This window comes from Rhizobium sp. PP-F2F-G48 (genome assembly GCF_004342335.1).
Lineage (GTDB): Bacteria > Pseudomonadota > Alphaproteobacteria > Rhizobiales > Rhizobiaceae > Ferranicluibacter.
Map to the genome: position 1 here is coordinate 1 of NZ_SLVH01000003.1, position 24703 is coordinate 24703.

The following is a 24703-nucleotide window of genomic DNA, read 5'->3' on the forward strand; positions in this document are numbered from 1 at the left end:
TCGCGTTTCCGCCGGTTGCTCCCACCCCGCCATTTGGCGTATCAAAAACCGCCCAGGCTCTAATCGCAGCCGGATGAAACTTCAGTGGCAGGTCACCGACCATCAAACGATGAGCGTAGACACCAATTTCGGCAACAACTTAATCAGCTTTGTCGAGTACTGTGGACTCGAGCCTCCCGACGGTCAGGCGACATGGAAACTCACGTATCACATGCTTCGGAAAGGCTTCGTCGTTGCGACCTTCCACGGAAATCTTTGGAACAGCTTTGATGCCACCAATAGATCGTTGAGGCATTGGTCAGGCGACAGCAGCCGCCATTACATGGACGACGAGGAGACGGGAGCTCTGTCCTTTCTTCGCAGAGAGGTCGCTCTTCTAACAAAGGCCGAGCTTGCCAACCTCGACCCCGAACAAGAACGGTATCTTAGAGATGCCAAGCAAGCCCTCCTACACAATGACACTCGTCGCCGTGTCTACAATGAGGGTCGACAGGAATTTTTTGTCGAGATGCACATGGCCGTGTTCGATGGGCTGGAGACTCCTATTGGAAAAGGCGCAATCAATCTACTAGACTTTCTTAAGGATGCGACAGATCGCTCATATGCTAGGATGCGTGTGGCAGCGGCACCTAGTAACGGCCCGACTGATGTCCGAGCTGACGTGCTAACGCAGGTTAAGGCGGCAGCCGCCGATGGCTCCCTTTATCCGGTTCCCGGCCTCCCGCTGTATTGCAACTACCAGAAGAAATCAAAAGGAACGGCGAGACAGCCAGTTTGTCTTCGTCTTGAAGATGAAGATCGTGCGCCTTGGCGCCACACCGGCATTCTCAAATCTGCTCCTTCGCAGACTTGGCCGAATTACGCTTACACTTCACTTTTCGCGTGCCTCGATTGCGATTTCTGCATCCTTTTCAACGCCAATCAGAAGGAGGTGGATCTCACGATCGAGAACAGAAAAGCTCAGATCCCGATGGCGGCTACATCAGCATGCGCAGACGACGCGCAGCGATACGTCAACGATCTCGTCAATTTGGTGATAGACGCAAGGAAAGCGGTAGATGGCAAGCAGCGTCCGTAAGAGACGGTCGCGGAAGCACACTAAGCGTCCACCGATCACCCTGACGACGGTCGTGCCAATCCCATTTCCGTCGGGAGCCCTATGGGACAAACTCTTGACGAGCGAGCAGCTCCGCGAACTGGCTTGGGACGACAAGGAACGCCATGTCCTCGAATCGCTCCGTAGAAAGGTAGCGATCATCGTGAAATTTGCAGAGAATCCATCGATGGTAGTTGCTGGATTGTCGATACCAAGAGAGAGAAAGCAACTGCGTGAATGGGTGGATCCAGAGCGCGGACTATGGCCGTGGAAATGGCCGGCACTCGACAATCCCGACCACCCAAAAAACGGTGCTCTCATAGAATTATTTTGGGCAGCTCTCGACAAGATCGACGCTGGCCCTCAAGACAGCCGCACCAATCTCCAACAAGATCTTAGAGATCGCGAAGCGATCATCGCAAGACAGAAACAACAAATTGCGGAGCTCACGGCTGAGAACGTAGACTTAAGGAAAAAAGCGTACGGCCGTCGATGAACTACTCAACAAGCAACTTCGACCTCGAGTTCGCTCCTCTTGGCTTCAAGTGGGGTGGCACACAGGTTACAGGTTTACCACTGATCAGCGAGCCCGACGGCGGATTGAGTGAGCCGCTTCTGGCTTTTTTCGGGTATTCGGTCGTCAGTGACAGGGTCGCAATTAGCTCGCTAAGACCCGAGGCATTCACACTGAGGCAGTGGCTCGTTTTCCTTTACAACAAAGGGCTCACACTCTTCGACGGCACCGACGAGTTGCTGATTGAATTTAGGAACGAACTCGGATGGTCCGTCGAGGCTGAGGTAGGAGCGAAGAACGAGAGTGGGAAGAAACGGCAATCCAATGAGAAATTCGAGAAGCGAAAACGCATTTCAACGAAGCTCGGCACCATCTTCACATTTTACCGCGACTTGCCCTTTGCCCTCCCCTTCATGTACGGCGGAAAACGAACACCTACGTTCGTGGGACAGAACAAGGATGATCGAAATCACCCGATCACGTTGAAGCTTGGCTGGGACCGGAAAAAGAAGCTTCACGTCCAGAAGTGGTTCTATGCTGTTCGAGTCAGAGTGACGCCGCGGACGCCGCGAGCTGTGAAACCTAAGGAGTCCGAAAGGCTATACTCCTACCTTCGCGGCCATGCCTTCCGGGTTCAGAAAAAACGCAGGCTTGCGGCCGCTCCCATCAAGGATCAGATAGTCGCGGATCGAAACTGGCTGATTGCGGTAGCCATGGTCGGAGGGGGCCTACGGTGTGAGGAGGTCAGTCGACTCAGTGTATATCAGCTTGCAGCGGCGCTGTTCGACGCAGGCATTACCAGTTCACTTATTGACCTTGACTCCATTGCCGAAGACAAAGACGCGAAGAAGCGCATTATCTCGAAGGTGCTCTCTTTGAAGGATAGAAAGGAATACGCATTCCTGTCAGTAAGAATCACAGGTAAGGGCTTGAAGACAAGATATGTGCCATTCCAGATTGAGACAGTATGCGATCTGCTCGAGGTCGGCGTATGGGGCTGCAGGCACCAACAGATGAAACTATGGAACCGAGCAGATCAGGATAAGCTAAGTCCAGAAATATTACTATCATTTCAGACAAAGAAGGCACTCGATTCAGGAACTATCGGCGACATTATTGCGAAAGGCTTCAAAGCATGCAAAATCCCTAAGAGCGCGCATCAGCTAAGAGGATTATTCGCTACAGTGACTGCCGCCGCAATGTGGCGTGAATATTTCTCACAAAACCAGTATCGCTTTGACCAAGTGCTTATTAATATGGCGCTTACTGATCTCGCCGCTGCGCTAGGACATTCTTCTATCAACACAACAGTCAGGTACTACGTAGATAAAGAACTCCACGCTAATCTTACCAAAATAGACTCTAAGTCAGCGAATCTGTTCCGAAAAATTTGGGATATACTTGTCATGGGCCGGAGAGAGCTCTCTGACGTGAGGACAAATATACTTATTCAATTTGTAGACAGGTTATCCCTTTCCGAGGACAGCTCCTTTTTTACATTAGCTACCTCCATGATGCTCAACGACCCCAGACTGATTCTGGACCAAACTCATCACCCAAGTAGGCCAACGCTCGCCTACGATGCCTCGTAACGCCGGAACCTGGTTACCCGCAACACCGATCGAAGAGGAGGCGATGGCACCCAGCAGGGCCCGAGCACCTTCTGCCCGCCTGAGTATCCCCACGGCCTTGCATCTGGACCGCATATTTCAAACGGCTGTGCCGTCTCTAACCAAATTGCCACCTCAGCAGCGAAAATGCAGAGAGTGACGAGGAGTGCGGGCCTGAGCCAGAACTGAGACAAGCATTTCGAACCATGCAGCTATGCGGGCGTTCCCTACAATCCACGGACAGCTCGCTCTGAAGCTGTGCAGATCGAGACGAACTAGGCACTTGGCTGCGCCGGGGCGTGATGAGCCTCCACGCCATAGCGACAGGCTCCCTCATCCAAAGAATCGTCCTGATCATCTACCTTTAGTTCAGTGACGATGGGCTGAATTGCCCGGACGAGCCGGAACCGTCTGAAGCCCTTCAACCGTGTCATCTCCTTCTCGACCATGGATACGACTTCCTTTATCCAGGGTCGCTCGACCTCGAGAGCGTCGTTTTGAAACGACCGCTTATGACGCTCGGCCAGAGTGTTTCCGATCCAGTACCAGCCCTCCTTGGGGGAATTGAGCCACGTCCGGACGAACTCCTCGGGATCGAGCTTGGAAAGAACGGGTACATATGCGTAAGGATTCTTCCCTGTGTAGGTCGATACCAACTTCTCAAAGAATTCCTTACCGTTTACGAGCTCATCGAGCAGCGCAGGCGCATCCATGGCGAGCTGCGCATCCAAAGCCTTCTCCATGTTCTGCCTCAAATGATTCCTGAGTTCCTGAAACCGCGGCTTCATAGCCTTCGACACCCAGAACGCGACGCCGCCAAATGCGTCGTTGATTTGCTGCTACGGAAACATGCTTCCTGATTCCTTCTAGTTAAGACAACAAAGCGCTTTCTCTTATCCTCGTGCGAACCTGTATTGTCGGCCATGGCATGCAAGAGGACTTAGATCGTCTGGTTCCGCTTCACTTCGGCCGGCCTGTACGCCATCGATTACGCCTCCGGCCGAGTATCGACACGCAGACAGAGGCCGGCGCGGCTGTCGACCAGACCGTGATCAGCGGCGGGGCGGGCCAGCACGATCTGGTCTGACAGATCCTCGCCGATGCCTGCGGCAAGCCAGTTGTCGGCACCCGCTCTGAAGAACCGGTCCTGCTCGGCTCCGCAATCCTTGGCGGCGTGGCGAGCGTATCCTTCATGTACACCGCTTCGGCCATGAAGGCTCTCAGCCACCAGGATTCGATATACACTCCAGCGCAAAGCGAGATCCGTGCAACCCATGATCTCCGCTACGAGGTCTTCAAGACGGTTCATGAGCAGGCGCGCATCATGCCAAGGTGCTGAGCGGCTCTTTGGCTTGAACACAGACACCGTTTGATCTCTTGGACCGCATGTCATTCGGTCGCTTAGGATCCTTGGACTGACCTGATTCAGGCCACCAACTTTGTGTACTCCATGGCATCGAGATCAGCGATTAGCCCTGGCCCGATTGGATTCCATCCAAGGATTTGGCGGGTCTTCGCACTCGATGCCGGGAAATCCAATCCTGCAAACATGGCCATCCAGCCAAAATGCTCGGCCGCCCTGTCCGGCTCGATGGAAACCACGGGCAGGCTCAAACCGCGCCCAAGCGCCTCTGCGATCTCTCCAGCTTTTACGCCCTCTTCGCCGACGGCATTGTAGCGCGCGCCGGGTTCTGCTCGTTCGATGGCCAGCCTGTAGAGAAGCGCCACATCCCCCAGATGCCCGGCAGGAAAGCGGTTGCCTCCGTCGCCCACATAGGCGGAAACTCCCTTTGTGCGTGCGATCTCGATCATCGGAGATATCAAACCCTGCTTGACGGTGCTATGCACCTGCGGGAGCCGCATGACCGAGACGTTCACGCCGATGTCCAGCAAGTCATTTGCAGCCAACTCAGAAGCTATCCGCGGGATCGGATGCTCGAAATTGGTGACATCCTCAAGAGCAGGCTGGCCCAACACTGCGCTTCCAAGTCCCGTCGCAGAGGTGATCAGCAGTGGGCGGCTCGATCCCTTCAGAACATCACCCATGGCGCGGATCACGCGGCCGTCCTTCTCGCAGTTCTCTGCGTAACGGGAAAAATCATGATCGAATGCCGTATGAATGATGGCGTCCGCACGCTCGGCACCGCGGCGGATGCTATCCAGATCTTCCAACGTCCCGTGATGAACTTCGGCACCAGCCGCTTCCAGAAAGCGGGCGCCTTCATCCGAGCGGGTCATCCCGATGACCTGATGACCCGACTTGAGAAGTTCGGAAACAACAGCTGATCCGATAAAGCCGGTGGCACCGGTGACGAGAATGCGCATGGGTATCTCCTTGTTGATCGGCCTCCTGTATCCCGCTAAAACCATGCTGTTAAAGTAGTGACCTTTTCCTAGTATAATGATTGACAGGATGCCGATGACCGAAAGCAATCCTCTGGGTTCGTTTCTGCGAGACCGTCGCTCCCGGCTCGATCCCGCGACATTTGGTCTGTCAGGCCGCAGGCGAACCCCTGGACTCCGACGCGAGGAGGTGGCGCAACGCTCAAACATCAGCGCGACCTGGTACACATGGCTTGAGCAAGGGCGCGGAGGCGCTCCATCCGCCGACGTTCTGAACCGCATCGCGAAAGGTTTGATGCTGACCGAGCCGGAGCGGGAACATATGTTCATGCTTGCGCTCGGCCGACCACCGGAAGTTCGATTCCGTTCTGTAGAAGGCATCAGCCCCCGCCTCCAGCGGCTTCTGGATACACTGGAGGTGAGCCCTGCAGTGGTGCGCACCGCCGCTTGGGACATTGTGGCGTGGAACCGCGCTGCGACGATCGTCCTTACGGACTATGACCGCCTTGGCCCTCAAGACCGAAACATCCTACGACTGCTGTTCGGCAACCACGATATCCGAACGCGTCAACACGACTGGGAAGCGATGGCGCGTTTCGTTGTAGGGTCATTTCGCGCCGATGCCGCGCGCGCCGGAGCGACATCGGAGATTGCCGAGTTGGTCAATGACCTCTGTGCGATTAGCCCCGAGTTCAAAGCGCTCTGGCAAGAGAACGATGTGATTTCGCACGGTGAAGGAACCAAGCGAATAAAGCATCCGATCCTTGGCGACGTCGAACTGGAGTATTCCGGTTTCACCGTGGATGGCAGGCCTGACCTCAATCTGGTCATCTACAATCCGGTGGACCCCAAGGTTGCGGACCGCATTCGCCATCTGGTCCAGTCAGGATGCTAACCTGCATTAGCGGGTGCGCTTACAGCAGCATGATAAACTAGGTTCTCGGGCGTAGATCGATATTTGAAGCGGTGAACCTACGCCCGCTTGGCGCCCTCGTGTCGGACATGGAGACGCAATTATCGGATCCCTGAAAGCAGACGTTTCCGCCCACCACTATGGAGGTCATGGTTGCGCCAGTAGCAGACGATGCGGTAGGGCCACAAAGCGGACCCTCGGGGATAGTCTCCCGGTGCTGCACCCTTGCGGCCAGCGCGCTAGAGCGTAGGCCCGATATCGAGAATGGGGTGCTGTCCAAACCAGTCTGTGAGCGTCGCCATCGCCGAAGGGTCCAGCTTCTGCGTAAACAAGAGCGCCAGACGACGCTTCGGACGAGACACCGCAACATAGAACAGGTTGCGATAGCGCTCATATGCGGCAGCCTTGGCCGCTATCTGAGCAGGATTCTTGGCCATTCCGAGATAAGCGTTGAAGTCATACTCATTCCAACCGCGGCCAAATACGACGAGCACGTTCTCGAACTGATCTCCCTTCACCCCGTGCTTGGTTTGAAACGGCGAGTGGCCGTCGAGGTAAGTACAAAGGGCAATGACGTCCGCGTAGGCGACATTGTGCAGCTTGCTTAGTTCCTTCTGGCGGCTCGACAGCTCCCCTCCAGCGGCGATGGCATGGGCCAGATCCTTCTCCTGACGCTGGACCGCGTCCGACAAGATCGGCAGACCCGCCGCCTGCAGGTGAGCAATGACTTCGCCGACCGTGCCGGTATTACGCAGCTCGCAAAGGCGCTTGAGCGCGCCCGCCCATTTTGCCTTGTCCGCCGGGCCAGACATGATCGGCCGCCGGGCATCAATGGCCTCGAACATCGCGCCGTACTTCCCGTCGAGATACGCGCGCGCCGCCGGCTCGAGATGCTCGTGGAAGTACGCGATCACCTCGTTCGCCTTCCTCGTATAGGAGTCGGCGTAGCTGAAGACGTCTCGCATGGAGCTGTAGCCCATCTCCGTTGCGAGTGCCCGATGGGTGAGCATCAGGATCTTGGTGTCGCCTGCGAAGTCCCAGCCATAGTCAGCCGCCAGCGTCGCGCGCACCTTCGTCAGCGCGCTTGCGGCCTTCGGCCCTGGCAAGTCTTGCTGCCAGTGGTTTCTTGTTTCCCGCGCCCCGATCCAGCCGTTCGTGTGGAAGATATGCACCGAGCCAGGCGCAGAAGGGTCCTTCACCGCTTGGGCAAGCTCTGGCCGCATCAGGTTCAATGAATCGACTATGGGCTTCGCGCTTCGGAAGTTGGCCTTCTTTCCGATACGCTTCAGCGCTTCATGCTCGATGGCTCCGCAGGTCTCATCGTAGATGCGCTGCCAGTGGTCGCCGAAGAATCCAAACTGCGGTGACTTCGGCTGGCCCAGGAAGTGAGATGCTAGACACTCGATTAGAGCCTTGTTGCTATCTTGGTACTCGTCGACCAGCACAATCGGGAACCGCGACGTCACTGCATTCCGAAACTTCTTCGATTCCATCAGCTCGATGAACATCGGGAAGATATCGTCGTGGTGCAGATTGGCGGTACCGTCCTCGATCGTACGCCGCCCGAGGGCATAACCGACACCAGTGATGTTCGCTGCCTCCAACTCCTCAACGCGGTCGACCCACCCGGAAAGCGTACGGACGAGCTCGACGAGGCGCTTCTGGAAGCCACTGATGAGCATCCACGCGAAGGCGTGGGTGGTATCGCAGTAGATCGCCGGGTGGCCGTCCGTCTGAGCGACGATCATGTCGCGCGCTACGTTGGTGTAGGTGATGCAGGCAACTTGCTGGTGGGATCGTTGGAGCTCGCGGGAGCGCTCTTTCAAAATGTGACGCAGCGCTTTGACCAGCGAAAAGGTCTTCCCGGCCCCGGCTCCTGCTTCGAAGACGAAGCTCGACCCATCATCGAGATAGCTGCGAAGCTCCTTCCACGAGAGAACCGCCGCCGCTTCAGCAGGATTGAGTTCCGCCTCGTCATTCATTCGGCGGCTCCCGTGATCGTCTCTTCTACAAGATTTTCGATCGGGTTCGCCGCCTGTGCTTCAGCCGCCAGCGCCACGCCGGGATCGACAACAGCCGCGTTGCTGTCGGCAAGCCAAACGATGCCATCCTTGATGTACCGGGGCGTTGTCCAATTCGTTTTGTCTATGGCGTAGGTCAGAGCAAATTTGGACTTCTTCTGCTTGGCCGCCTTATCGGCGGCAGCTTTCGCGAGCGCGTCGTTCGTGGTGCCGGTGATGCCAAACAAGCCTTGGTTCGCGAGGATGAAAGCGTCTTCGAACGTGCGGCCACACGGCCCCCCGTCCGCTTCTGGCACCTGATAGGCAATGCGGAGCGTGCCGCGGGTCTTCTTCGCGGCATCAGCCGTCATGGCGACTGCAAGATCGAATAGGGTTGTGCCCTCCTTCACCTCCTCCTCATCGTCATCAGCGAGATCGACGACCGCTTCGGCTGCGGCTTCGACTGCCGGCTCCGCCTGTCGCTCTTCGACTTTTTCAGCTTCCGGAGGGGGCGCAACCTCAGCGAACCAGCTCTTGATGCAAGAGTTACTGGTGCTCTCTCCCTCATGGACGAGACACGCTTCGAGCTTGCTCTTCTCGTTCTTCTTGACCGCATCGAGGTCGGTCACGATCAGGCTTCGCAGTCCAAGGAACTCCAGCAGGGGTATGAAGAGTTGGGCGTACGCACCGCCGACTTCCATGATCGTCGTGTATTGACTGCCGAGCTTCAAGGTTGGATCGGCCTGCTCTAGTGCCCGCATCACCTGCGGCAGCATCAACCGCTCCGTCGTGCCCTCGATCAGGATCGCTTTGTCAGCGAAGAACAGGTCGCATCGCGTTAGCGTGAGATACTGGTGCAGGAAGTTGGCGACCGGTCCTTTGAGGCCCGCGAGATCGCTACTTAAATCCTTCACCTGCGTGCAACGGACGCCGACAGGTCGATCCTTCGACGTGATCGCAAAATAGCGGATGGCATCGAAGCGCGCTTCGTTCGCGACGTGCGGAGAGTGGGTTGAGACTATGAACTGCACTGGCCAGGTGACGTTCTCACCCTCCAGTGCGCAGAGCCTTTCGACGATCAATGGGAGCTGCCGAATGAAGACTTCCTGCATCTGAGGATGCAGGTGCGCCTCAGGTTCTTCGATGACGATGAGCTGAAGGCCGGGCGCTCGAGCGTGCGCGCGGAATTCGCGGAAGAACCCAACGATCTTGAGAAGAATGTAGAGGAGGTTCCGATAGCCGAGTCCGTTGTAGGACTCCGGAAGCTGCACGCCGTTATGACCCGCATACTGAACCTTGGTGAAATTGGTCAGGAGCTTGCCAATTTCGAGCTTCGTCTCGGGATAGAGCGGGCCATTATCGAGTCCCGGATAGCCGAAATATTCGATGGCCGGCAAGAGCTTGGCCAGTTGGCCTTTGAAGTCTTTATCGATCCCCGTCTGGATTTCCTCGACAGCCTTCTTAAGCCCTTCGGCGATATCCTTTTGCGAGCCGTCGGCTGTCGAAACCGAAGCACTTTGGAAGAGACCCTCAAGTACCTTCGCCAGAACGTCGGTGTCACGTCCGCCGGTCGCATCAAGCGCGCGCTGCGCGTTCACGAAGCCAAGCGACAAGAGCTTCGTGATGGCCGCCGGCGTCACCTCATGCGTGTTGGTCGGGTCGTTAGCGTCTTCAGCCCACATACGTGTGGTGAAATGGCTAGGAACGCGTTCGGCTAAGCTTCGGAACAGCGCGAGCTTGTCCACTTCGGTGTGGCGCGCAGGATCGCCTTCAAGGACGATCTCCCCAAGGCCGTCGAAGAGTGAATCAATGCGGCCGTCAGCCAGAGCGCGCCGACAAACGATGACGGCCTCGGTACATGTGTCGTCAGTGTCAATTACGAATTCCTGCAACGGCCCGAATTCCGGAATGGCCGGGTCATATTTTACGTGAATGCGAAGCTCGATGGTCGGGACCAAAGCGCGGACTTCTCGCGGGTCCGCGTTATTGAGGTAGGCCAGGTGCGCGGCACAAAAATTTTCGTAGGACGCGCTGGAGAAGTCCTCGATCTCGAAGCTGCTCTTTTCGGAGAGAAACTTTTTAATTACGTCAGACAATGACGTTTTGCCGCAGTTGTTCCGACCCACAACAACCGTCGTCTCCGTTTCAAGCTGAAGAGAAACGTCATGTAGCAGGCGGAAGTTTTGGACTTTCATTAGACTTATTTTCACGCGGCGAGCCCCCCGATATTTCATTCCCCTACAGGAAACTAAACCATCAGTGCAGCCAGCGGTAGTGTCGAAACGACGCTGATCGAACAGGCGGCTGGTCGCTTTTCAGCGGCCGCCATGCAGTCGCCGATTTCGAAATCTCAGCTTAGGGCAGATAGCGCAAATCATTTCCGCATTGCGTCTTCATCTCCGACATTGGAGCGGTGATGGCGCCTACCTGAAAGCAGTCATCCCGCCGGCGGGGGATCACGTCGCCTCTGCGCCGCCAACAGCGGCCATGTCGGCCTAAGCAGACATCCGATATCAGGGAAGGATGCTGGCCACTACGGCTGACAGCACAGCAGTGGCGCCAACGGCCTTAGAGTCGCGTAACATTCAGTGGAAGCACAAGCGCACTGATGATGAGGTAATATCGCTAACCGGATCACGACGATTGACAAGATCCATGTATCCAGCAATACAGATACATGGAATCAGAGAAAGCCATCGCGGCACTTGCCGCCCTTGCCCAATCCACCCGCCTCGACACCTTCCGGCTGCTGGTCCGCCATGAACCGGAGGGCGTGCCCGCCGGTGAACTCGCCCGCCTGCTCGGCGTGCCGCAGAACACCATGTCGGCCCACCTCGCGATCCTGTCGCGCGCTGGGCTGATCAAAGGCGAGCGCCACAGCCGCTCGATCATCTACCGCGCCGAGGTCGACACGCTGCGGGACCTGACCCTCTACCTGGTCAAGGATTGCTGCGGCGGCAGCGCCGAACTGTGCGCGCCCCTGATCACCGCTCTCACCCCCTGCTGCGACCCGTCCGCTCCGGAGAACCTGCAATGACCACCGACCGCGTCTACAACGTGCTGTTCCTGTGCACTGGCAATTCCGCCCGCTCGATCCTTGCCGAGTCCATTCTCAACGGCGAAGGGAAGGGGCGCTTCAAGGCCAATTCGGCCGGTAGCCAGCCCAAAGGGCAGGTGCACCCACTGGCCCTCGATACGCTGCGCGCCCTCGGCTACGAGTCCACCGGCTTCCGTTCCAAGACCTGGGACGAGTTCGCCGAACCCGGCGCGCCGCAGATGGATTTCATTTTCAACGTCTGCGACAACGCCGCTGGCGAAGCCTGCCCGGTGTGGCTCGGCCACCCGATGACCGCCCACTGGGGCGTCGAGGATCCGGCCGCCGTCGTAGGCACCGAGATCGAGAAGGGCCAGGCGTTCTCCAAGGCCGCGCGCTTCCTCAAGAACCGGATCTCCGCGTTTCTCAGTCTGCCACTGACCTCGATCGACAAGCTGGCGCTGGAAACCCGCCTGCGCGAGATCGGCGAACTTGAAGGCAGTACCCGTCCGCAGGGGCAGGTCGCCTGATGTCCACGTTCGAGCGTTACCTGACCCTGTGGGTCGCCCTCTGCATCATCGTTGGCATCGGCCTCGGGCACCTCATGCCCGGCGTGTTCCAGGCCATCGGCACGGCCGAGGTCGCTAAGGTCAACCTGCCGGTGGCGGTGCTGATCTGGATGATGATCATCCCCATGCTGCTGAAGATCGACTTTGCCTCTTTGGCGCAGGTCGGCCGCCACTGGCGGGGCATCGGCGTGACCCTGTTCATCAACTGGGCGGTCAAGCCGTTCTCCATGGCGCTGCTCGGCTGGCTGTTCATTGGCTGGCTGTTCCGGCCCTACCTGCCGGAAACCCAGATCGACAGCTATATCGCCGGCCTGATCATCCTTGCAGCCGCCCCCTGCACGGCCATGGTGTTCGTCTGGTCCAACCTCACCAAGGGTGAGCCGCATTTCACGCTGAGCCAGGTGGCGCTGAACGATGCGATCATGGTGGTGGCCTTCGCGCCGATCGTTGCCCTCCTGCTCGGTCTCTCCGCCATCACCGTGCCGTGGGATACGCTGATCCTCTCGGTGGTGCTCTATATCGTCCTGCCCGTGATCGTGGCCCAGGTTCTGCGCCGCAGCACGGATGTCGAACGCATGGCCGGTCGTCTGCAGCCGCTCTCGCTGGTGGCGCTGCTGACTACGCTCGTGCTGCTGTTCGGCTTCCAGGGCGAGCAGATCATCGCGCAACCGATGGTCATCGCGCTTCTCGCCGTGCCGATCCTGATCCAGGTCTATTTCAATTCCGGCCTTGCCTATCTCCTCAACCGCGTCAGCGGCGAGGAGCACTGCGTGGCCGGTCCCTCGGCTTTGATCGGTGCCTCGAACTTCTTCGAGCTCGCCGTCGCTGCCGCCATCAGCCTGTTCGGGTTCACCTCCGGCGCAGCGCTTGCCACCGTCGTCGGCGTGCTGGTCGAGGTGCCGGTGATGCTGTCGGTGGTCTGGATCGTCAACCGCAGCAAGGACTGGTACGAGCGCGGCGCCGCCGTCCGCACCAATGCCGCCATCATCAGAAAGGCCTGAGACCATGGTCGTCACCATCTACCACAACCCCGCCTGCGGCACCTCGCGCAACACGCTGGAGATGATCCGCAATGCGGGCATCGAGCCGACCGTCATCGAGTATCTGGCCTCTCCCCCGAGCCGCGATCAGCTTCAAAAGATGATCGCCGACGCAGGCCTGACCGTGCGGGACGCCATCCGCGAGAAGGGTACGCCCTATGCGGAACTCGGTCTCGACAACCCGGACCTCTCCGACGACCAGTTGCTCGACGCCATGCTCGAGAACCCGATCCTGATCAACCGCCCCTTCGTGGTCACACCTCTCGGCACGCGGCTGTCACGCCCGTCCGAGGTCGTGCTCGACATCCTGCCGGAGACGCACAAGGGTCCCTTTACCAAGGAAGACGGCGAGCAGGTTCTCGATGCCGAGGGCAAGCGCATTGGCTGATCTGCCTGCCCTTGACCATAACCACCTGCGCCAGCCGGACCTCGACGCGCTGCGGCCGGCGTTCTCGACCCACAAGCCGCGTATCCTGATCCTCTATGGCTCGCTGCGGACCGTATCGTACAGCCGTCTGCTGGCGTTCGAGGTAGGCAGGCTGCTGGAGGAGCTGGGCTGCGACGTGCGGATCTTCGATCCCACAGACCTGCCTTTGCCCGACGCCGCGCCGGTCACCCATCCCAAGGTGCAGGAGCTGCGCGACCTGACCCAGTGGTCGGAAGGCCATGTCTGGATCTCGCCGGAACGCCACGGCGCCATGACCGGCATCATGAAAGCGCAGATCGACTGGATCCCGCTTTCGGCCGGCTCGATTCGACCGACGCAGGGCAAGACCCTTGCCGTGATGCAGGTGTCGGGCGGCTCCCAGTCGTTCAACACGGTCAACCACCTGCGCGTGCTCGGCCGCTGGATGCGGATGATCACCATTCCCAACCAGTCCTCGGTCGCCAAGGCCTTCCAGGAGTTCGATGCAGACGGCCGCATGAAGCCTTCGTCCTATTACGAGCGTGTCGTCGACGTCTGCGAGGAGCTGGTCAAGTTCACGCTGCTGACGCGCGACGCGTCCGGCTACCTCACCGATCGCTACAGCGAACGGAAGGAGGACGCTGAAAAGCTGGAGCAGCGCGTGAGCCTCAAGTCCATATGACCGCAAGACTTCCAGTTGCGGCTATCCTGTCACTCGGTGTCACCCAGATCATCGGTTACGGCACCCTCTATTACAGCTTCAGCATCCTGGCGCTGGACATGGGTGCCAGTCTCGGCTGGTCGCAGGAGTGGATCTTCGCCGCGCTTTCGATCGCCCTTTTGATCGGCGGCTTCACCGCGCCGTGGCTCGGCAGCCTCATCGACCGGGTCGGCGCGGGCGTGGTGATGACCGTCGGCTCTGCCGTGGCCGCCGCCGCCTTGGTTGCCTGCGCCTACTCTCCCGGCAGAACCACCTATGTTGCCGCCCTGATCGGCATCGAGGTCGCCGCCAACCTCGTCCAGTACGGGGCCGCCTTTGCACTCCTGGTTCAGCTTCAGCCGACGGTGGCCCAGCGCAGCATCACCTATCTGACCCTGATCGCGGGTTTCGCCTCGACGCTTTTCTGGCCGCTCACGTCGAGCCTTCATACCCATCTCTCGTGGCAGAACGTCTATCTGGTCTTCGCAGGACTCAACCTGCTGGTCTGCCTGCCGCTGCATGCCTGGCTGGCAACGAGGGTTACCCACAGCCGCAAGCAGGCCGCATCATCCCAGACCCAGCCGGTGATCGGCACACTGCCTATGGAACGCAGGCGCTTGGGATTCATACTCATGACCACGGCCTTCGCCTTGCAATACCTCGCTGGCTCGGCGGTGCTGGTACACATGGTTCCACTGCTGGCCGGACTAGGGCTCGGCGCAAGCGCCGCCATCGTCGGCACTCTCTTCGGCCCGTCGCAGGTTGCAAGCCGCCTGATCAACATGGTGTTCGGCAAGCGTCTCAATGCCCTGCATCTCGCCCTGATCTCAGCCGCGCTGATACCGGTCAGCGCGGTGATCCTGATCGTGAGTGCTCCCTCAATACCCGGTGCCATGGTTTTTGCCGTCATCTTCGGCATGGGCAATGGCTTGCTGAGCATCGTGTCCGGCACCCTGCCGCTGGCGCTGTTCGGCAGTGAAGGCTACGGCAAGCTTCAGGGTAGGATGATGGCGGCCCGCCTGGTGGCTTCGGCACTTGCGCCCTTCGCACTTGCCCTCACGATGGAGTGGTTCGGCATCCGTGTTTCGGTGGGCGGGATCATTGTATTGGCGCTACTGGCAGTTGCCGCCTTTACAACTCTGTTCCGCTTCCAACGGCAAGCCTGATCGAACCGAAGCTGAATCCATCGTTTATGACGACCACAAGGTTCCGGTTTGCCCGGAGGCGGCGTCGGCTTCGCGCCCTCATTTCAGCCATCCACCGGGCCTCGGCCGAATACCGAAAGCAGATCTTCTTTTTTGGTCGGTGCTACTGCCGAAATGGGGTGGTTTTCCGCCTGTCCGCTTACTGCTGCTACTCGTAGATAGCTGACATTCAGTTGCTCCCGACGGGTTCGGCGACACCCAAATTTGAGTCCAATCATCGGCCCCAGAGACAGCGCCATACGCAGCGAACATGCCACCAAGCCAATTCGGCGCGGACTGTTGCTCGCGGCGAAAATGGCGATTTTGGACCCAGCCGTCTCTAGCGGCTGGCGAGGACCGGGGTAGCCTTGCCCTTCAGACCCTCGACCACAACCAGCCGCGGCTCCTTGCCCGCCGTCGGCTCCCTGGGGGCGCCGATCGTGCGCACCGGGCCGATGCTGGAGGCCATGCCGGCGCCCTTGTCGTTGGTCTTCAGCACCACGACGGGCTCGTCCTCACCTTCGAAGAACATGCCGTATTCGGTCATCGGCTTCAGCTTGGCGACGCTGACGTCGATCGCATCGACGAGCCCGAGATTGCGCGAGACGACCATGCCGGAACCGTCCGCGCCCTCAGGCGCCTTAAGCGATAGCGTCAGGTTCTCTGGACCCGCCTTCAACGGCATGAGGTTCTCGGTGCCCGCGCCCTCAGGCACCGCGCCCGGCACGAAGACAAGGGCCTGCGGGGCCTGACCGATCGGGATCTCGGCCACAACCTTCTGCTCGGCCGTGTCGATCACGTCGACCTTGTCGCCGTTCTCCAGCCCGACGAAGATGCGGCTGCCGTCTTCCGATCCCCAGATGCCGTGCGGTAATGCGCCGACGGGGATGGTCGCGACGAGCTGCGTTGTCTCGCCGGGCTTGTAGACCTTCACGACGTTCTCGCCGCCGATCGTCACGTAAACCAGCGTCTCGCCGTCCACCGTGCCGAAGCCGAGATGGTTAGAGATCGGTCCGCTGTCGATGACCTCCTTCACCTCGAGCGTCCTGGCATCGACGCGCGTGACCTTGCCGACGTCCTTGTGCGTCAGCCAGACGTCGCTGCCGTCAGGGCTCACCTGTACGAAGGGCACGAAGGGCGAGACGACCGGGATCCGCTTCACCAGCGCATGGCTCGCGACGTCGAAGACCTCGAGCACCGGGTTGAACGAGTTGGCGACGAAGGCGAGCTTGCCGTCTCGCGAGAACTTGGTCATGCCGGGGCCGCTTGTCGTCGGGATACGGCCCATCTCCTTGAAGGTCGTGGCATCGATCACCGAGAGGTAGTCCTCGCCGCGCACCGTCGCCCAGACTTCCCTCCCGTCCGGCGTGAAGAAGGCCTCGTGCGGGTTGCGCCCGACATAGGTCGTGCCCTTCACGGCATTGGTCGCCGTGTCGATGAAGGTGACGGAGTTCGTCACCGTCGAGACGACGACGAGCGTCTTGTGGTCCGGCGAAAATCCTAGGCCGTGGACGTTGACCTCGCCCTTGTAGAGGGGGCTCAGAACGTCCGGCCGCGGATTGCCGAGCCGGATCTGGCCCAGAAGCTTGTTTGAGACGGGGTCGATGACCGAGACCGTGTTGGAGTTCTGGTCGGCGGTGTAGACGCGGTCTGAGGCGGCGGGCAGCGCGAAGGCCGATGTCGAGACGAGGAGCGCGGCGGCGAGAATGGCGGTGCGGGTCATGGGGTTGTCTCCGGAACGGGCTTTGGTTTGTTGGCAGATGCGGCGAGCATCGAGCGCATCAGCGTAATCTCGTAGGTCTGTTCGGTGATGATGGACTGCGCGAGGTTGCGGATCGCCGGGTCCCAGGTCGAGCCGAGGACGGCCTTGGCCATGTCGATCGCGCCTTGGTGATGCGGGATCATCTGGGACAGGAAGTCGTGCTCGGGATCCCCGGTCACCGGGGCCGACATCATGCCGGCGTGCATCCTCTCCATCGCCTCCGCGGTCGCTTCGGCATAGTGTGGACCGTCGGGCGTGGCCGGCACCATCGGCGAGTGCTGATGGGCGTGCGCGTCCTGCGCCTCTGCCGAGGAGAGTGACACCCCGGCGAAGGCCAGGGTCAGGAAAAGCGTCTTCAGCATGGAATCACAAGGTCCTCAAAGTACGGGTTCGACAAAAAGACGCTTGCGGAAGCCTTTTATTCCCGTGGCGGCAAAATTTATTCGGGGCGAAGCGCCTGAAGGATTAATCGCCTCCATCGATCGAAATGACCAAAACAACGCGTTGGATCGAACGATTCCCGTTGTGTATGGTCCCCAGCAGGATAAGGACCCCGCCAATGACCTTCGAACAGATGCGTGCCGTCACCCTCGGCCTCCAACCGCTGTCGCGCCTCGACAGCCCGCGCGAGGTCGTGCGCCAGTTCACCCCGAACTGGTTCGCCGCCACGATGGGCACCGGGATCCTGGCAATCGCGCTCTCGCAGTTCCAGGCAGACATGCCGATGCTGCATCCGGTGGCCGAGGGCCTCTGGATGTTCAACATCGCGTTGTTCACACTCTTCGCCGGTCTCTACGCCGCCCGCTGGATCTTCTTCTTCGACGGGGCCAAGCGCATCTTTGGCCATTCCGTCGTGTCGATGTTCTTCGGCTGCATCCCGATGGGCCTCGCCACCATCGTCAACGGCTTCCTGATCTTCGGCCTGCCGCGCTATGGTGAGGTCGCAGTCAGGATCGCAGGGACGCTCTGGTGGATCGACATTGCGATGGCAGCAGCCTGCGGGGTTGCCATCCCCTTCATGATGTTCACCCGGCAGAGCCACTCGATCGACCAGATGACGGCGGTCTGGCTCCTGCCGGTGGTCGCGGCCGAAGTCGCCGCCGTCTCCGGCGGCTTGCTCGCGCCGCATCTCGTCGACCCGCATTCACAGCTCGTGGTGTTGACGCTCTGCTATGCGCTCTGGGCGCTGTCGGTGCCGATCGCGCTCAGCATCCTTGTCGTGCTCCTCCTGCGCATGGCCATCCACAAGCTGCCGCACGCCAACATGGCGGCGTCGAGCTGGCTGGCGCTCGGACCCATCGGCACTGGCGCGCTCGGGCTGATGACGCTGGGCGGCGCGGCACCCGCGATCCTTTCCGCCAACGGGCTGGAGCGTTTCGGCGCGTTTGCGGAAGGGCTCGGCTTCTTCGGCGGTCTGCTCCTTTGGGGTTACGGGCTTTGGTGGCTGGCGATGGCTGTGCTCGTGACGCTGCGCTACCTGCGCGATGGCCTTCCCTTCAACATCGGCTGGTGGGGCTACACGTTCCCGCTTGGTGTCTATGCCGTGACTACGCTGAAGCTCGGCACCCTTTTGCCGATCGCTGCCATCCACGTCTTCGGCACGTTGCTCGTCGCGGTGCTGGCGCTGCTTTGGCTGATCGTCGGCACGAGGACGGTGCGCGGCGCCTGGAGGGGAGATCTCTTTGTCTCGCCCTGCCTCAAGGCCGACTGAGAGAAGGAGGGGCATCCGCCGGCGGTCGGTCGTTGAGGAACGCGGCGACGCCAGCCCGGAACCGGACGGCGCCGCCCTGGGCGGGGTGGCGCACGTAGGTGGCGGGGATACCGAGCCCGTCCGCCGCACGCTGCGCCACCCGGCCGATGCAGAGGATTCGGCGCGGCGCGAAGATCGCGACGATTATCTCCAGCACCTTCCGATGTTCGGCGATCTCGGTCCAGGTGGGCGTCCGGTTGCGCAAGGGCAGAACGCCGCGATGGGGATGGAAGAGCACCGCGTTCCAGAACAGCGGCAGCGGGTCGGGTATCGCGTTCCAGATCTCCAGGGAGGTTCCAGACTCCGGTGTCGGCAGGGTCTCGCGGGTCGCCCGCGCCAGCGGCGGATCGAGGCCGAGCCGCTCCGACAGGTCGGCGAGCCGCCGGTCACCGGTGAACGGCACGCCCGTCCGACGCGCTCCGAAGCGCGAGGGCGCTTCGCCGAGCCAAAGGTCACGGACGCCGCGATCCGCCAACGCGGCGAGATAGCGTTGAAGATTGCGACGGCGAGTCACCGGCGCGTCAGCGTCCTCAATCTCCGCGTCGAACCCGGCATAGGGGTTGAACAGGTTGGCCTTGCCGGGCAGCGCCGCGAGACGCTCGACGATCGCGTCGACTGAATGTCGTCCGGACGTGGTCGATCCATCGATCACGCCGGCGGCACCTTGATCGTCGGCAGCTCGGCGAGAAAGGCGGCGACCGCGCGGCTCGAGTGACGGTCCCTCGCCAACACCGAATAGAACCCGCGCGACGGCAGGTCGAAGGGTAGCGCCACCAGTGTCCCCGTGCGAAGGGCGGCATCCGCTACCACGGCGGGGAGGATCCCGACGCCGGCGCCCGCCTCGATCGCCGCGCGCACGGCCTCGTTCGAGGGCAGTTCGAGTTCGACCGACAGCGCGGTGAGATCGACACCGAAGGCTTCGAGCGCACCTTCGAGGATCGCGCGGGTGCCCGAGCCTCGTTCGCGAAGCACCCAGCGCGCCGATGCAAGATCCCCGGCCGCGACGGGAGACCCAGAGCCTCTGTGCCCTGATGCCGCGACCAGCATCAGCCGATCATCGGCGACGCGTTGCGTGCCGAGCCGGACATCGCCGAGCTCGTCCTCCACGAAGCCGAGATCGGCCGTGCCATCCAGCACCGCCTCGGCCGTGCGCGCCGTGTTGGCGATGCTCAGCCGAAGTTCGATGCCGGGATGGCGGGCCTTGAAGCCCGCGAGCACCGGCGGCAACCAGTGGTTCGCCACCGTCTGGCTGGCGACGATGCAGAGACGACCCCGCTTCAGTCCGGCAAGTTCGGAAAGCATGAGGCCGGCATCCTCGGCCAGCGCAAGCACCGCGCGGGCCTCGGGCAAGAACAGGCGCCCCGCTTCGGTCAGTTCGATCCGTCGTCCGACGCGGTCGAACAGCCGGACATCGTGGCGCTCCTCCAGCGCAGCGATAGCGGCGCTCGTCGCCGACTGCGTGAGGTTCAGCGCCTTCGCCGCCTCCGTTACATGCTCGCGCTCGGCCACGGCGACGAATACGCGAAGCTGGTCGAGCGTCACAGCGTATCGCCGGAAAGGCTCGGCGCCGAGCGGTTCAGGCTGTCGTAGACGGCGGTCGCCACCTGCATCAGCCGCTCGCGCGGTGCCTCGGCCGAGACAACGTAGCCAAGGCCGGCGTCGCGCCAGAAGAAGGCGGAGATGCCGTCCTCCTCGACGAACTGGAACGACGTCTCGGCCTTCTCGTCGGTCTTCACGAAGAGCGTCAGACGCGTGCCCTGGTCGTCATCGTACATCAGCATCGCGGCAGGACCTGCGCCCGCAGGCAGCAGGCGCCCACCCATCAGCCGATATCCGAGCCCTGTCAGGTCCGGAGCCGACAGCCGCGTTCCAAGCCGCTTCGACAGCCATTGCAGGAGATGCGCCTCCTCGTCCGCGCGGACTTCGACGGGATGGACCACCTCGACCACGAAGGTGCGATGCGCCGCGATTGCCTCGTCGGCCATGACCGCCACGCGAGGCATCTGCGGCGGCACGCGCAGGACGTCGTTCGCCAGCCACCCGCCGGAGCTGCCGAGGATCAGCCAGCCCATGACAGCCGCGAGGCGCAGACGCGTGACAGCAAACCGACCGCGCCGGGCCTCGCGGATGTTGGCGATGCGTAACCGCGCCGGGATCGGCTCCCCGGCCTTGAAGGCAAGGCGTTCGCGCAGTGTCCGGGCGATCTCGCGGTCGCGATCGAGGGCCGCGGCGATCTCCGGTCGCTCCGTGAGATAGGCCTCGACTGCGGACAGCCGCTCGGCCTCGAGCCGTCCGTCCACATAGGCTTGCAGGTCGTCCTCGCCGACGGGCGTGTCCCTGCGGCTCATTTGACTCTCCTCAAGGGCGCGCGGATCCCGGTCTCCAGGATGGCGCGCAGCTTCTCACGCGCCCGCGACAGGCGCGACATGACCGTGCCGACCGGAAGCCCGATCACCCGTGCCGCCTCGTCGTAGCTCATGTCTTCGACGCTGACGAGAAGGAGGACGGTGCGGTGCTCTTCGCTGAGCGCATCGAGCCCAGCCAGGACGTCGCGGAGCCCGGCGCGACCGTCCTGGTCGCCGTCCACCGCCGGCGGCGAGGCCATCTCGTCGAGCGCCACGTGGGGCCCACGCCGCTTGTGCTGGCGCAGGCCTGAGATGTGGAGGTTGCGCAGGATGGCGAATAGCCAGGCGCGCAGGTCGCCGTCGGGCCGGCGCAGGTGCCAGCGCCCGACGGCGCGCTCCAGGCAGTCCTGGACGAGATCGTCGGCGGCGTCGCTGTCGCGCACCAGCGCATAGGCATAGCGCCTCAGGCCCGGAATGAGCGGTTCGATCCGCGCCGCGATCTCGTCGGTGGACATGCCTTACTTCTCCAGCGCGGGGTCGATCTGCCAGATCTCATCGGTGAGCGTGCCGTCCCGGAACATCATGACGTAGCGCACCGGGATCTTGTTGTCGTTGGCGAAGACGACATCGGCGACGACGGTGGCGCCCTTCGAGTTCACGCTCTCGCGCATCTCGACGATGGTGGCCTTGAGGCCCGTCTGCGCCTTGGCGAACTTTGCCCAGGTCGCGGCGATCTCGGGGCCCGTGTAGGTGCCATCGAGCGGCCCCCCGACCCAGTGAAGCGTTGCCGACGGGGCATAGGCGGCGGTGACCGCGGCGCTATCGCCCTTGGCGATCGCTTCGATATGCGCCTTCGCCATGTCGCCGGCGGGACCCGCAAGCGCGGTCGAAGCCGCGGCGGAAAGAATGGTGATGGCTGCGAAAAGGGTCTTCATGGCTCGGTGTCCTTCGGTTCGGCCGCGATTGGCCAACGGAAGACGTTCTGCAACGGCGCTTATTCCCAAAGGACTAAAAATTAGAGACGAGCAGGTTCAGTTCGGCGTTCAGACGCAACGTCCGCTAACGGCGGCAAGCTGAAAGGGCGCCAAACGACTCCGAGGCGTCGGAATCGGTCATGAAGGTCTCTCACGCTCTATGGCAGCTAATTCTTCCTTGAGCTCCAGAACCAGTCGGTCTGCTCACGGCTCCTAACCAGCCTTTTCTTTTAATCTCAACTCCTACGAAAAGCTCTTCCTAGGGCTCCGCGCACGACGACGCGGCTCACGCAGAGTGCTCGGCGATTGCTCGTCAAGAATTTTAGTGCCCGGCTTCAGCCCGCCTTCGCCCATGGCGGCGGCCAGCGTTTTGCGGATGCGACGCTGACACGTCGTCGCTGCTGGCATCGACCGTTGCCAAAAAGAATAGGCCGCCTTCGAGAGATCTCAATGTTGCTGTCTGGCGCGTTCGCGCGCCTCCCGCAAACCTTCCACAAGACGTTCCAGCCTTCGTAGCGAACCGCCTGTCCAAACGTCCGCTAACGCATCCAGCTCAAATTGTTCAAGCGGTGTTGCCCAGCGGGGATCGTGACCCGCTTCGATGTAAAGCCGCTCGAGGATACGCGCGGAAAAGACGGCTAACTGGTCAGCTTCCGGATCTGGGAAACGCAGGATCCGGCACCTGTCCCGCAAAGCGCTTGGGATTGGCTCGATCGAGTTTGCAGTCATCAACCAGGATACGTGGGACAAATCACAATTGGCCTGAAGATAGGGGTCGTGCCAGCGTTCAGACGTCTCTAGCTCCAAAAGTCCGATCAGTACATCGTGAACGTTGCCATTATGTCGACTGGTTCCGATCTTCTCGATCTCATCGAGAATGACAATCGGGTTGGCGCATCCATGTTGGCACACCGCCATGACTGGTAGGCTAGGTTCGCCCGAGGACCATCGCCGAGCCGTTCCGCCGATGGCGCTGTCACTGAGTCCGCCGCACGAAACGAGGTTGTAGGGAGCGCCCATCTCCTCAGACAATCGCCGGGCGAAGCGCGTCTTTCCGCATCCGGGTGATCCGAGAAGAATGACCGGCCGCATGTGGACGGTCGACCTACCGCTCAGGTCCTCTAACAATTTGTCAGTAACTGCCGCAGCATGTGGAAACTCCGTAACCAGTCGCGAACGGACGCCGTTCAGCTCTGGCGTAGCCGACAGCGGCAACGGACGTTGGCTCAACTTCGCGAATTCCCTTGCTACTCGCTTACCGTCAGCCGTCCCCTCATTTCCGATGCCGCCGAAAACGACCACACCGTCGCGAGGGCGCTCGAGACCTTCCAACGACTCCTTTTCACATTTAGCTACCCCAAGCACGTCCAATGCTGAATCCAGGGCTTCTAACTCGTTGCCGGTTGCTTTGACGATTGCATTAGTGAAGTGGACTTCGTACGTCCTGATCTCTGGAAAGAACCAATCTGAATATCCTTGGACAGAGATACCAAGTCGCTGTCGCCGATCGAGTGCACGGGATTGTAGCGCCCAGCCAAGAGACCGTGAGAGAAGTTCATTCCCCCTTCCCGACCCAATATCCTCAGACGCGAGATGCGCAATTTCGCCGGCAATGAGCGCTGTCGCTTGGCCGTTCCCAAACACCGCGCGATAGAAACGGCACCGGAGGCGACATTGATTGATGGGTAATCGCTCGACCTCATCACTGTGATCAAGAGCGGCCTCCACGGCGAGCACACCTTCCTCACTCGGATCGAAATTGAGCATGTCCAAGCTGGCAGCAAGAAGCTCGAGTCCTCCGCCGTTGCGCTTCTTCACGCTCGCGGAAAGTCGTCCGGAATATTCGCGGATATCCTCAATCAAGTCGTCACGGAAGAACGCCATCCCTCTCAGCAACTCCTCGGCAGTCGGCAAATGCAACCCAGCGACTGCTGCCTTCTGGCGGCGTTGAAAATGGCGATTCAATAATGGCGATTCATTCATTACAGGATGATCCCTTGAAAGCATTATTGAGCAATGCAGCGAAGCAGCCGCGACGATGCTTAGGCATGTGGTGCGGTGGCAGGTTCACGCATCGGAATGGCGCCTTCATCCAGCAGTGTGTGCCAAGCAAGTACGCGAACTTCATAAAGTCTCTTACTTTTGATTCGTCCAAACCGATCGGATAGTGATTAGCGACTGATTCGCGTTTTTTTGCGAACTGAACGTCTTTTTTTGCGATTCAGTCGCAATTGTCAACATTTGTTTGCAGAACAAGTCGTTTGATGACACCAAAGCGGCATGAGGCCGCCGTCACGAATGCTTGCTGTCGCTCGACTAGTCCTTGGTCAGACCCAGGCCGAGGTTGCCGACGATTCCGGCATCAGTCCACGCACGGTCTATATGATCGAAAAAGGTTCGGCCGGTATCGCAAGCGTGGAAAAACTGGTCCGCTATTACGCTAGGCGAGGCATAAGTTTTCTT

23 protein-coding genes and 2 pseudogenes are annotated in these 24703 nt (G+C 60.5%); 12 read left to right on the forward strand and 13 right to left on the reverse strand.

All coding sequences use genetic code 11. The features are described from left to right. The 3 genes and pseudogenes from C8J36_RS07880 to C8J36_RS07890 form a co-directional block, all read left to right on the forward strand. Nucleotides 1–1078 (forward strand): annotated as a pseudogene (locus tag C8J36_RS07880) (hypothetical protein); the annotation flags it as partial. A gap of 94 nt (nucleotides 1079–1172) precedes the next feature. Further along, nucleotides 1173–1592 carry a hypothetical protein gene (locus C8J36_RS07885; protein WP_132533988.1) on the forward strand — a complete coding sequence of 140 codons (420 nt, stop codon included), beginning with the start codon at nucleotides 1173–1175 and terminating at the stop codon, nucleotides 1590–1592. Then, the gene (locus C8J36_RS07890; RefSeq protein WP_132533990.1) at nucleotides 1589–3202 is read left to right on the forward strand and encodes a site-specific integrase; all 1614 of its coding nucleotides are present in this window, start codon (nucleotides 1589–1591) and stop codon (nucleotides 3200–3202) included. The genes C8J36_RS07885 and C8J36_RS07890 overlap by 4 nt, the downstream gene beginning before the upstream one ends. A 293-nt stretch (nucleotides 3203–3495) precedes the next feature. Here C8J36_RS07890 and C8J36_RS07895 read toward each other — a convergent pair whose 3' ends face one another. Then, the gene (locus tag C8J36_RS07895; RefSeq protein ID WP_132533992.1) at nucleotides 3496–3963 is read right to left on the reverse strand and encodes a hypothetical protein; all 468 of its coding nucleotides are present in this window, start codon (nucleotides 3961–3963) and stop codon (nucleotides 3496–3498) included. Between the two features lie 347 nt (nucleotides 3964–4310). Between C8J36_RS07895 and C8J36_RS07900 the strand changes: the two genes are divergently transcribed. Next, complete coding sequence (locus tag C8J36_RS07900; RefSeq protein ID WP_132534874.1) at nucleotides 4311–4559, forward strand: FGGY-family carbohydrate kinase; 249 nt, start codon at nucleotides 4311–4313, stop codon at nucleotides 4557–4559. An 86-nt stretch (nucleotides 4560–4645) separates the two neighbouring features. Here C8J36_RS07900 and C8J36_RS07905 read toward each other — a convergent pair whose 3' ends face one another. Next, entirely contained in the window at nucleotides 4646–5545 is a 900-nt protein-coding gene (locus C8J36_RS07905; protein ID WP_132533994.1) for an SDR family oxidoreductase, read from the reverse strand. 88 nt (nucleotides 5546–5633) lie between these two features. On the opposite strand from C8J36_RS07905, the gene C8J36_RS07910 reads away from it, so the two are divergent. Next, nucleotides 5634–6458 (forward strand): helix-turn-helix transcriptional regulator, encoded by an 825-nt coding sequence (locus tag C8J36_RS07910; RefSeq protein WP_165914997.1) that lies wholly within the window; start codon nucleotides 5634–5636, stop codon nucleotides 6456–6458. 257 nt (nucleotides 6459–6715) lie between these two features. Here C8J36_RS07910 and C8J36_RS07915 read toward each other — a convergent pair whose 3' ends face one another. Further along, complete coding sequence (locus C8J36_RS07915) at nucleotides 6716–8458, reverse strand: UvrD-helicase domain-containing protein (RefSeq protein WP_132533998.1); 1743 nt, start codon at nucleotides 8456–8458, stop codon at nucleotides 6716–6718. Beyond that, nucleotides 8455–10671 (reverse strand): AAA family ATPase, encoded by a 2217-nt coding sequence (locus tag C8J36_RS07920; protein ID WP_207897473.1) that lies wholly within the window; start codon nucleotides 10669–10671, stop codon nucleotides 8455–8457. Before C8J36_RS07920 ends, C8J36_RS07915 begins: the two co-directional genes overlap by 4 nt. Nucleotides 10672–11153: 482 nt before the next feature. On the opposite strand from C8J36_RS07920, the gene C8J36_RS07925 reads away from it, so the two are divergent. The 6 genes from C8J36_RS07925 to arsK are packed head-to-tail and all read left to right on the forward strand — an operon-like array spanning nucleotide 11154 to nucleotide 15391. Continuing rightward, nucleotides 11154–11513 carry a metalloregulator ArsR/SmtB family transcription factor gene (locus tag C8J36_RS07925; RefSeq protein ID WP_132534002.1) on the forward strand — a complete coding sequence of 120 codons (360 nt, stop codon included), beginning with the start codon at nucleotides 11154–11156 and terminating at the stop codon, nucleotides 11511–11513. Further along, the gene (locus C8J36_RS07930; protein WP_132534004.1) at nucleotides 11510–12040 is read left to right on the forward strand and encodes an arsenate reductase ArsC; all 531 of its coding nucleotides are present in this window, start codon (nucleotides 11510–11512) and stop codon (nucleotides 12038–12040) included. The genes C8J36_RS07925 and C8J36_RS07930 overlap by 4 nt, the downstream gene beginning before the upstream one ends. After that, a complete protein-coding gene (gene arsB, locus C8J36_RS07935; protein ID WP_132534006.1) occupies nucleotides 12040–13080 on the forward strand; it encodes an ACR3 family arsenite efflux transporter in 1041 nt (346 codons plus the stop codon). The genes C8J36_RS07930 and arsB overlap by 1 nt, the downstream gene beginning before the upstream one ends. A gap of 4 nt (nucleotides 13081–13084) precedes the next feature. Next, nucleotides 13085–13507, forward strand: a complete 423-nt coding sequence (gene arsC, locus C8J36_RS07940; protein WP_132534008.1) for an arsenate reductase (glutaredoxin) — start codon at nucleotides 13085–13087, stop codon at nucleotides 13505–13507. Further along, on the forward strand, nucleotides 13482–14207 hold the full coding sequence (gene arsH, locus C8J36_RS07945) for an arsenical resistance protein ArsH (RefSeq protein WP_165914998.1): 726 nt from the start codon (nucleotides 13482–13484) through the stop codon (nucleotides 14205–14207). The genes arsC and arsH overlap by 26 nt, the downstream gene beginning before the upstream one ends. Next, the gene (gene arsK, locus C8J36_RS07950; RefSeq protein WP_132534012.1) at nucleotides 14204–15391 is read left to right on the forward strand and encodes an arsenite efflux MFS transporter ArsK; all 1188 of its coding nucleotides are present in this window, start codon (nucleotides 14204–14206) and stop codon (nucleotides 15389–15391) included. Before arsH ends, arsK begins: the two co-directional genes overlap by 4 nt. A gap of 358 nt (nucleotides 15392–15749) precedes the next feature. Here the strand turns inward: arsK and C8J36_RS07955 are convergent, their stop codons facing one another. After that, nucleotides 15750–17132, reverse strand: a complete 1383-nt coding sequence (locus C8J36_RS07955) for a hypothetical protein (RefSeq protein ID WP_062595831.1) — start codon at nucleotides 17130–17132, stop codon at nucleotides 15750–15752. Continuing rightward, nucleotides 17129–17533 carry a DUF305 domain-containing protein gene (locus C8J36_RS07960; RefSeq protein ID WP_062595832.1) on the reverse strand — a complete coding sequence of 135 codons (405 nt, stop codon included), beginning with the start codon at nucleotides 17531–17533 and terminating at the stop codon, nucleotides 17129–17131. Before C8J36_RS07960 ends, C8J36_RS07955 begins: the two co-directional genes overlap by 4 nt. A 197-nt stretch (nucleotides 17534–17730) precedes the next feature. Here C8J36_RS07960 and C8J36_RS07965 point away from each other — a divergent pair, with 197 nt between their 5' ends. Continuing rightward, nucleotides 17731–18882: a TDT family transporter gene (locus C8J36_RS07965; protein WP_062595833.1), complete on the forward strand. Its 1152-nt coding sequence runs from the start codon at nucleotides 17731–17733 to the stop codon at nucleotides 18880–18882. Here C8J36_RS07965 and C8J36_RS07970 read toward each other — a convergent pair. From C8J36_RS07970 to C8J36_RS08000, 7 genes and pseudogenes are all read right to left on the reverse strand, one after another. Then, nucleotides 18869–19573: a uracil-DNA glycosylase family protein gene (locus C8J36_RS07970; protein WP_062595834.1), complete on the reverse strand. Its 705-nt coding sequence runs from the start codon at nucleotides 19571–19573 to the stop codon at nucleotides 18869–18871. The two genes, C8J36_RS07965 and C8J36_RS07970, sit on opposite strands and share 14 nt — an antisense overlap. Further along, nucleotides 19570–20463, reverse strand: coding sequence for a LysR substrate-binding domain-containing protein (locus tag C8J36_RS07975; protein WP_132534014.1), 894 nt, complete (start codon nucleotides 20461–20463; stop codon nucleotides 19570–19572). Before C8J36_RS07975 ends, C8J36_RS07970 begins: the two co-directional genes overlap by 4 nt. Continuing rightward, on the reverse strand, nucleotides 20460–21269 hold the full coding sequence (locus C8J36_RS07980; RefSeq protein ID WP_062595836.1) for an anti-sigma factor: 810 nt from the start codon (nucleotides 21267–21269) through the stop codon (nucleotides 20460–20462). Before C8J36_RS07980 ends, C8J36_RS07975 begins: the two co-directional genes overlap by 4 nt. Continuing rightward, on the reverse strand, nucleotides 21266–21781 hold the full coding sequence (locus tag C8J36_RS07985; RefSeq protein ID WP_062595837.1) for a sigma-70 family RNA polymerase sigma factor: 516 nt from the start codon (nucleotides 21779–21781) through the stop codon (nucleotides 21266–21268). The genes C8J36_RS07980 and C8J36_RS07985 overlap by 4 nt, the downstream gene beginning before the upstream one ends. 3 nt (nucleotides 21782–21784) lie before the next feature. After that, the gene (locus tag C8J36_RS07990) at nucleotides 21785–22201 is read right to left on the reverse strand and encodes a nuclear transport factor 2 family protein (RefSeq protein ID WP_062595838.1); all 417 of its coding nucleotides are present in this window, start codon (nucleotides 22199–22201) and stop codon (nucleotides 21785–21787) included. Between the two features lie 296 nt (nucleotides 22202–22497). Beyond that, nucleotides 22498–22621: pseudogene (locus tag C8J36_RS25270) on the reverse strand (GntR family transcriptional regulator); the annotation flags it as partial. Between the two features lie 66 nt (nucleotides 22622–22687). After that, nucleotides 22688–24223: an AAA family ATPase gene (locus C8J36_RS08000; RefSeq protein ID WP_165914999.1), complete on the reverse strand. Its 1536-nt coding sequence runs from the start codon at nucleotides 24221–24223 to the stop codon at nucleotides 22688–22690. Nucleotides 24224–24703 lie beyond the last annotated feature (480 nt).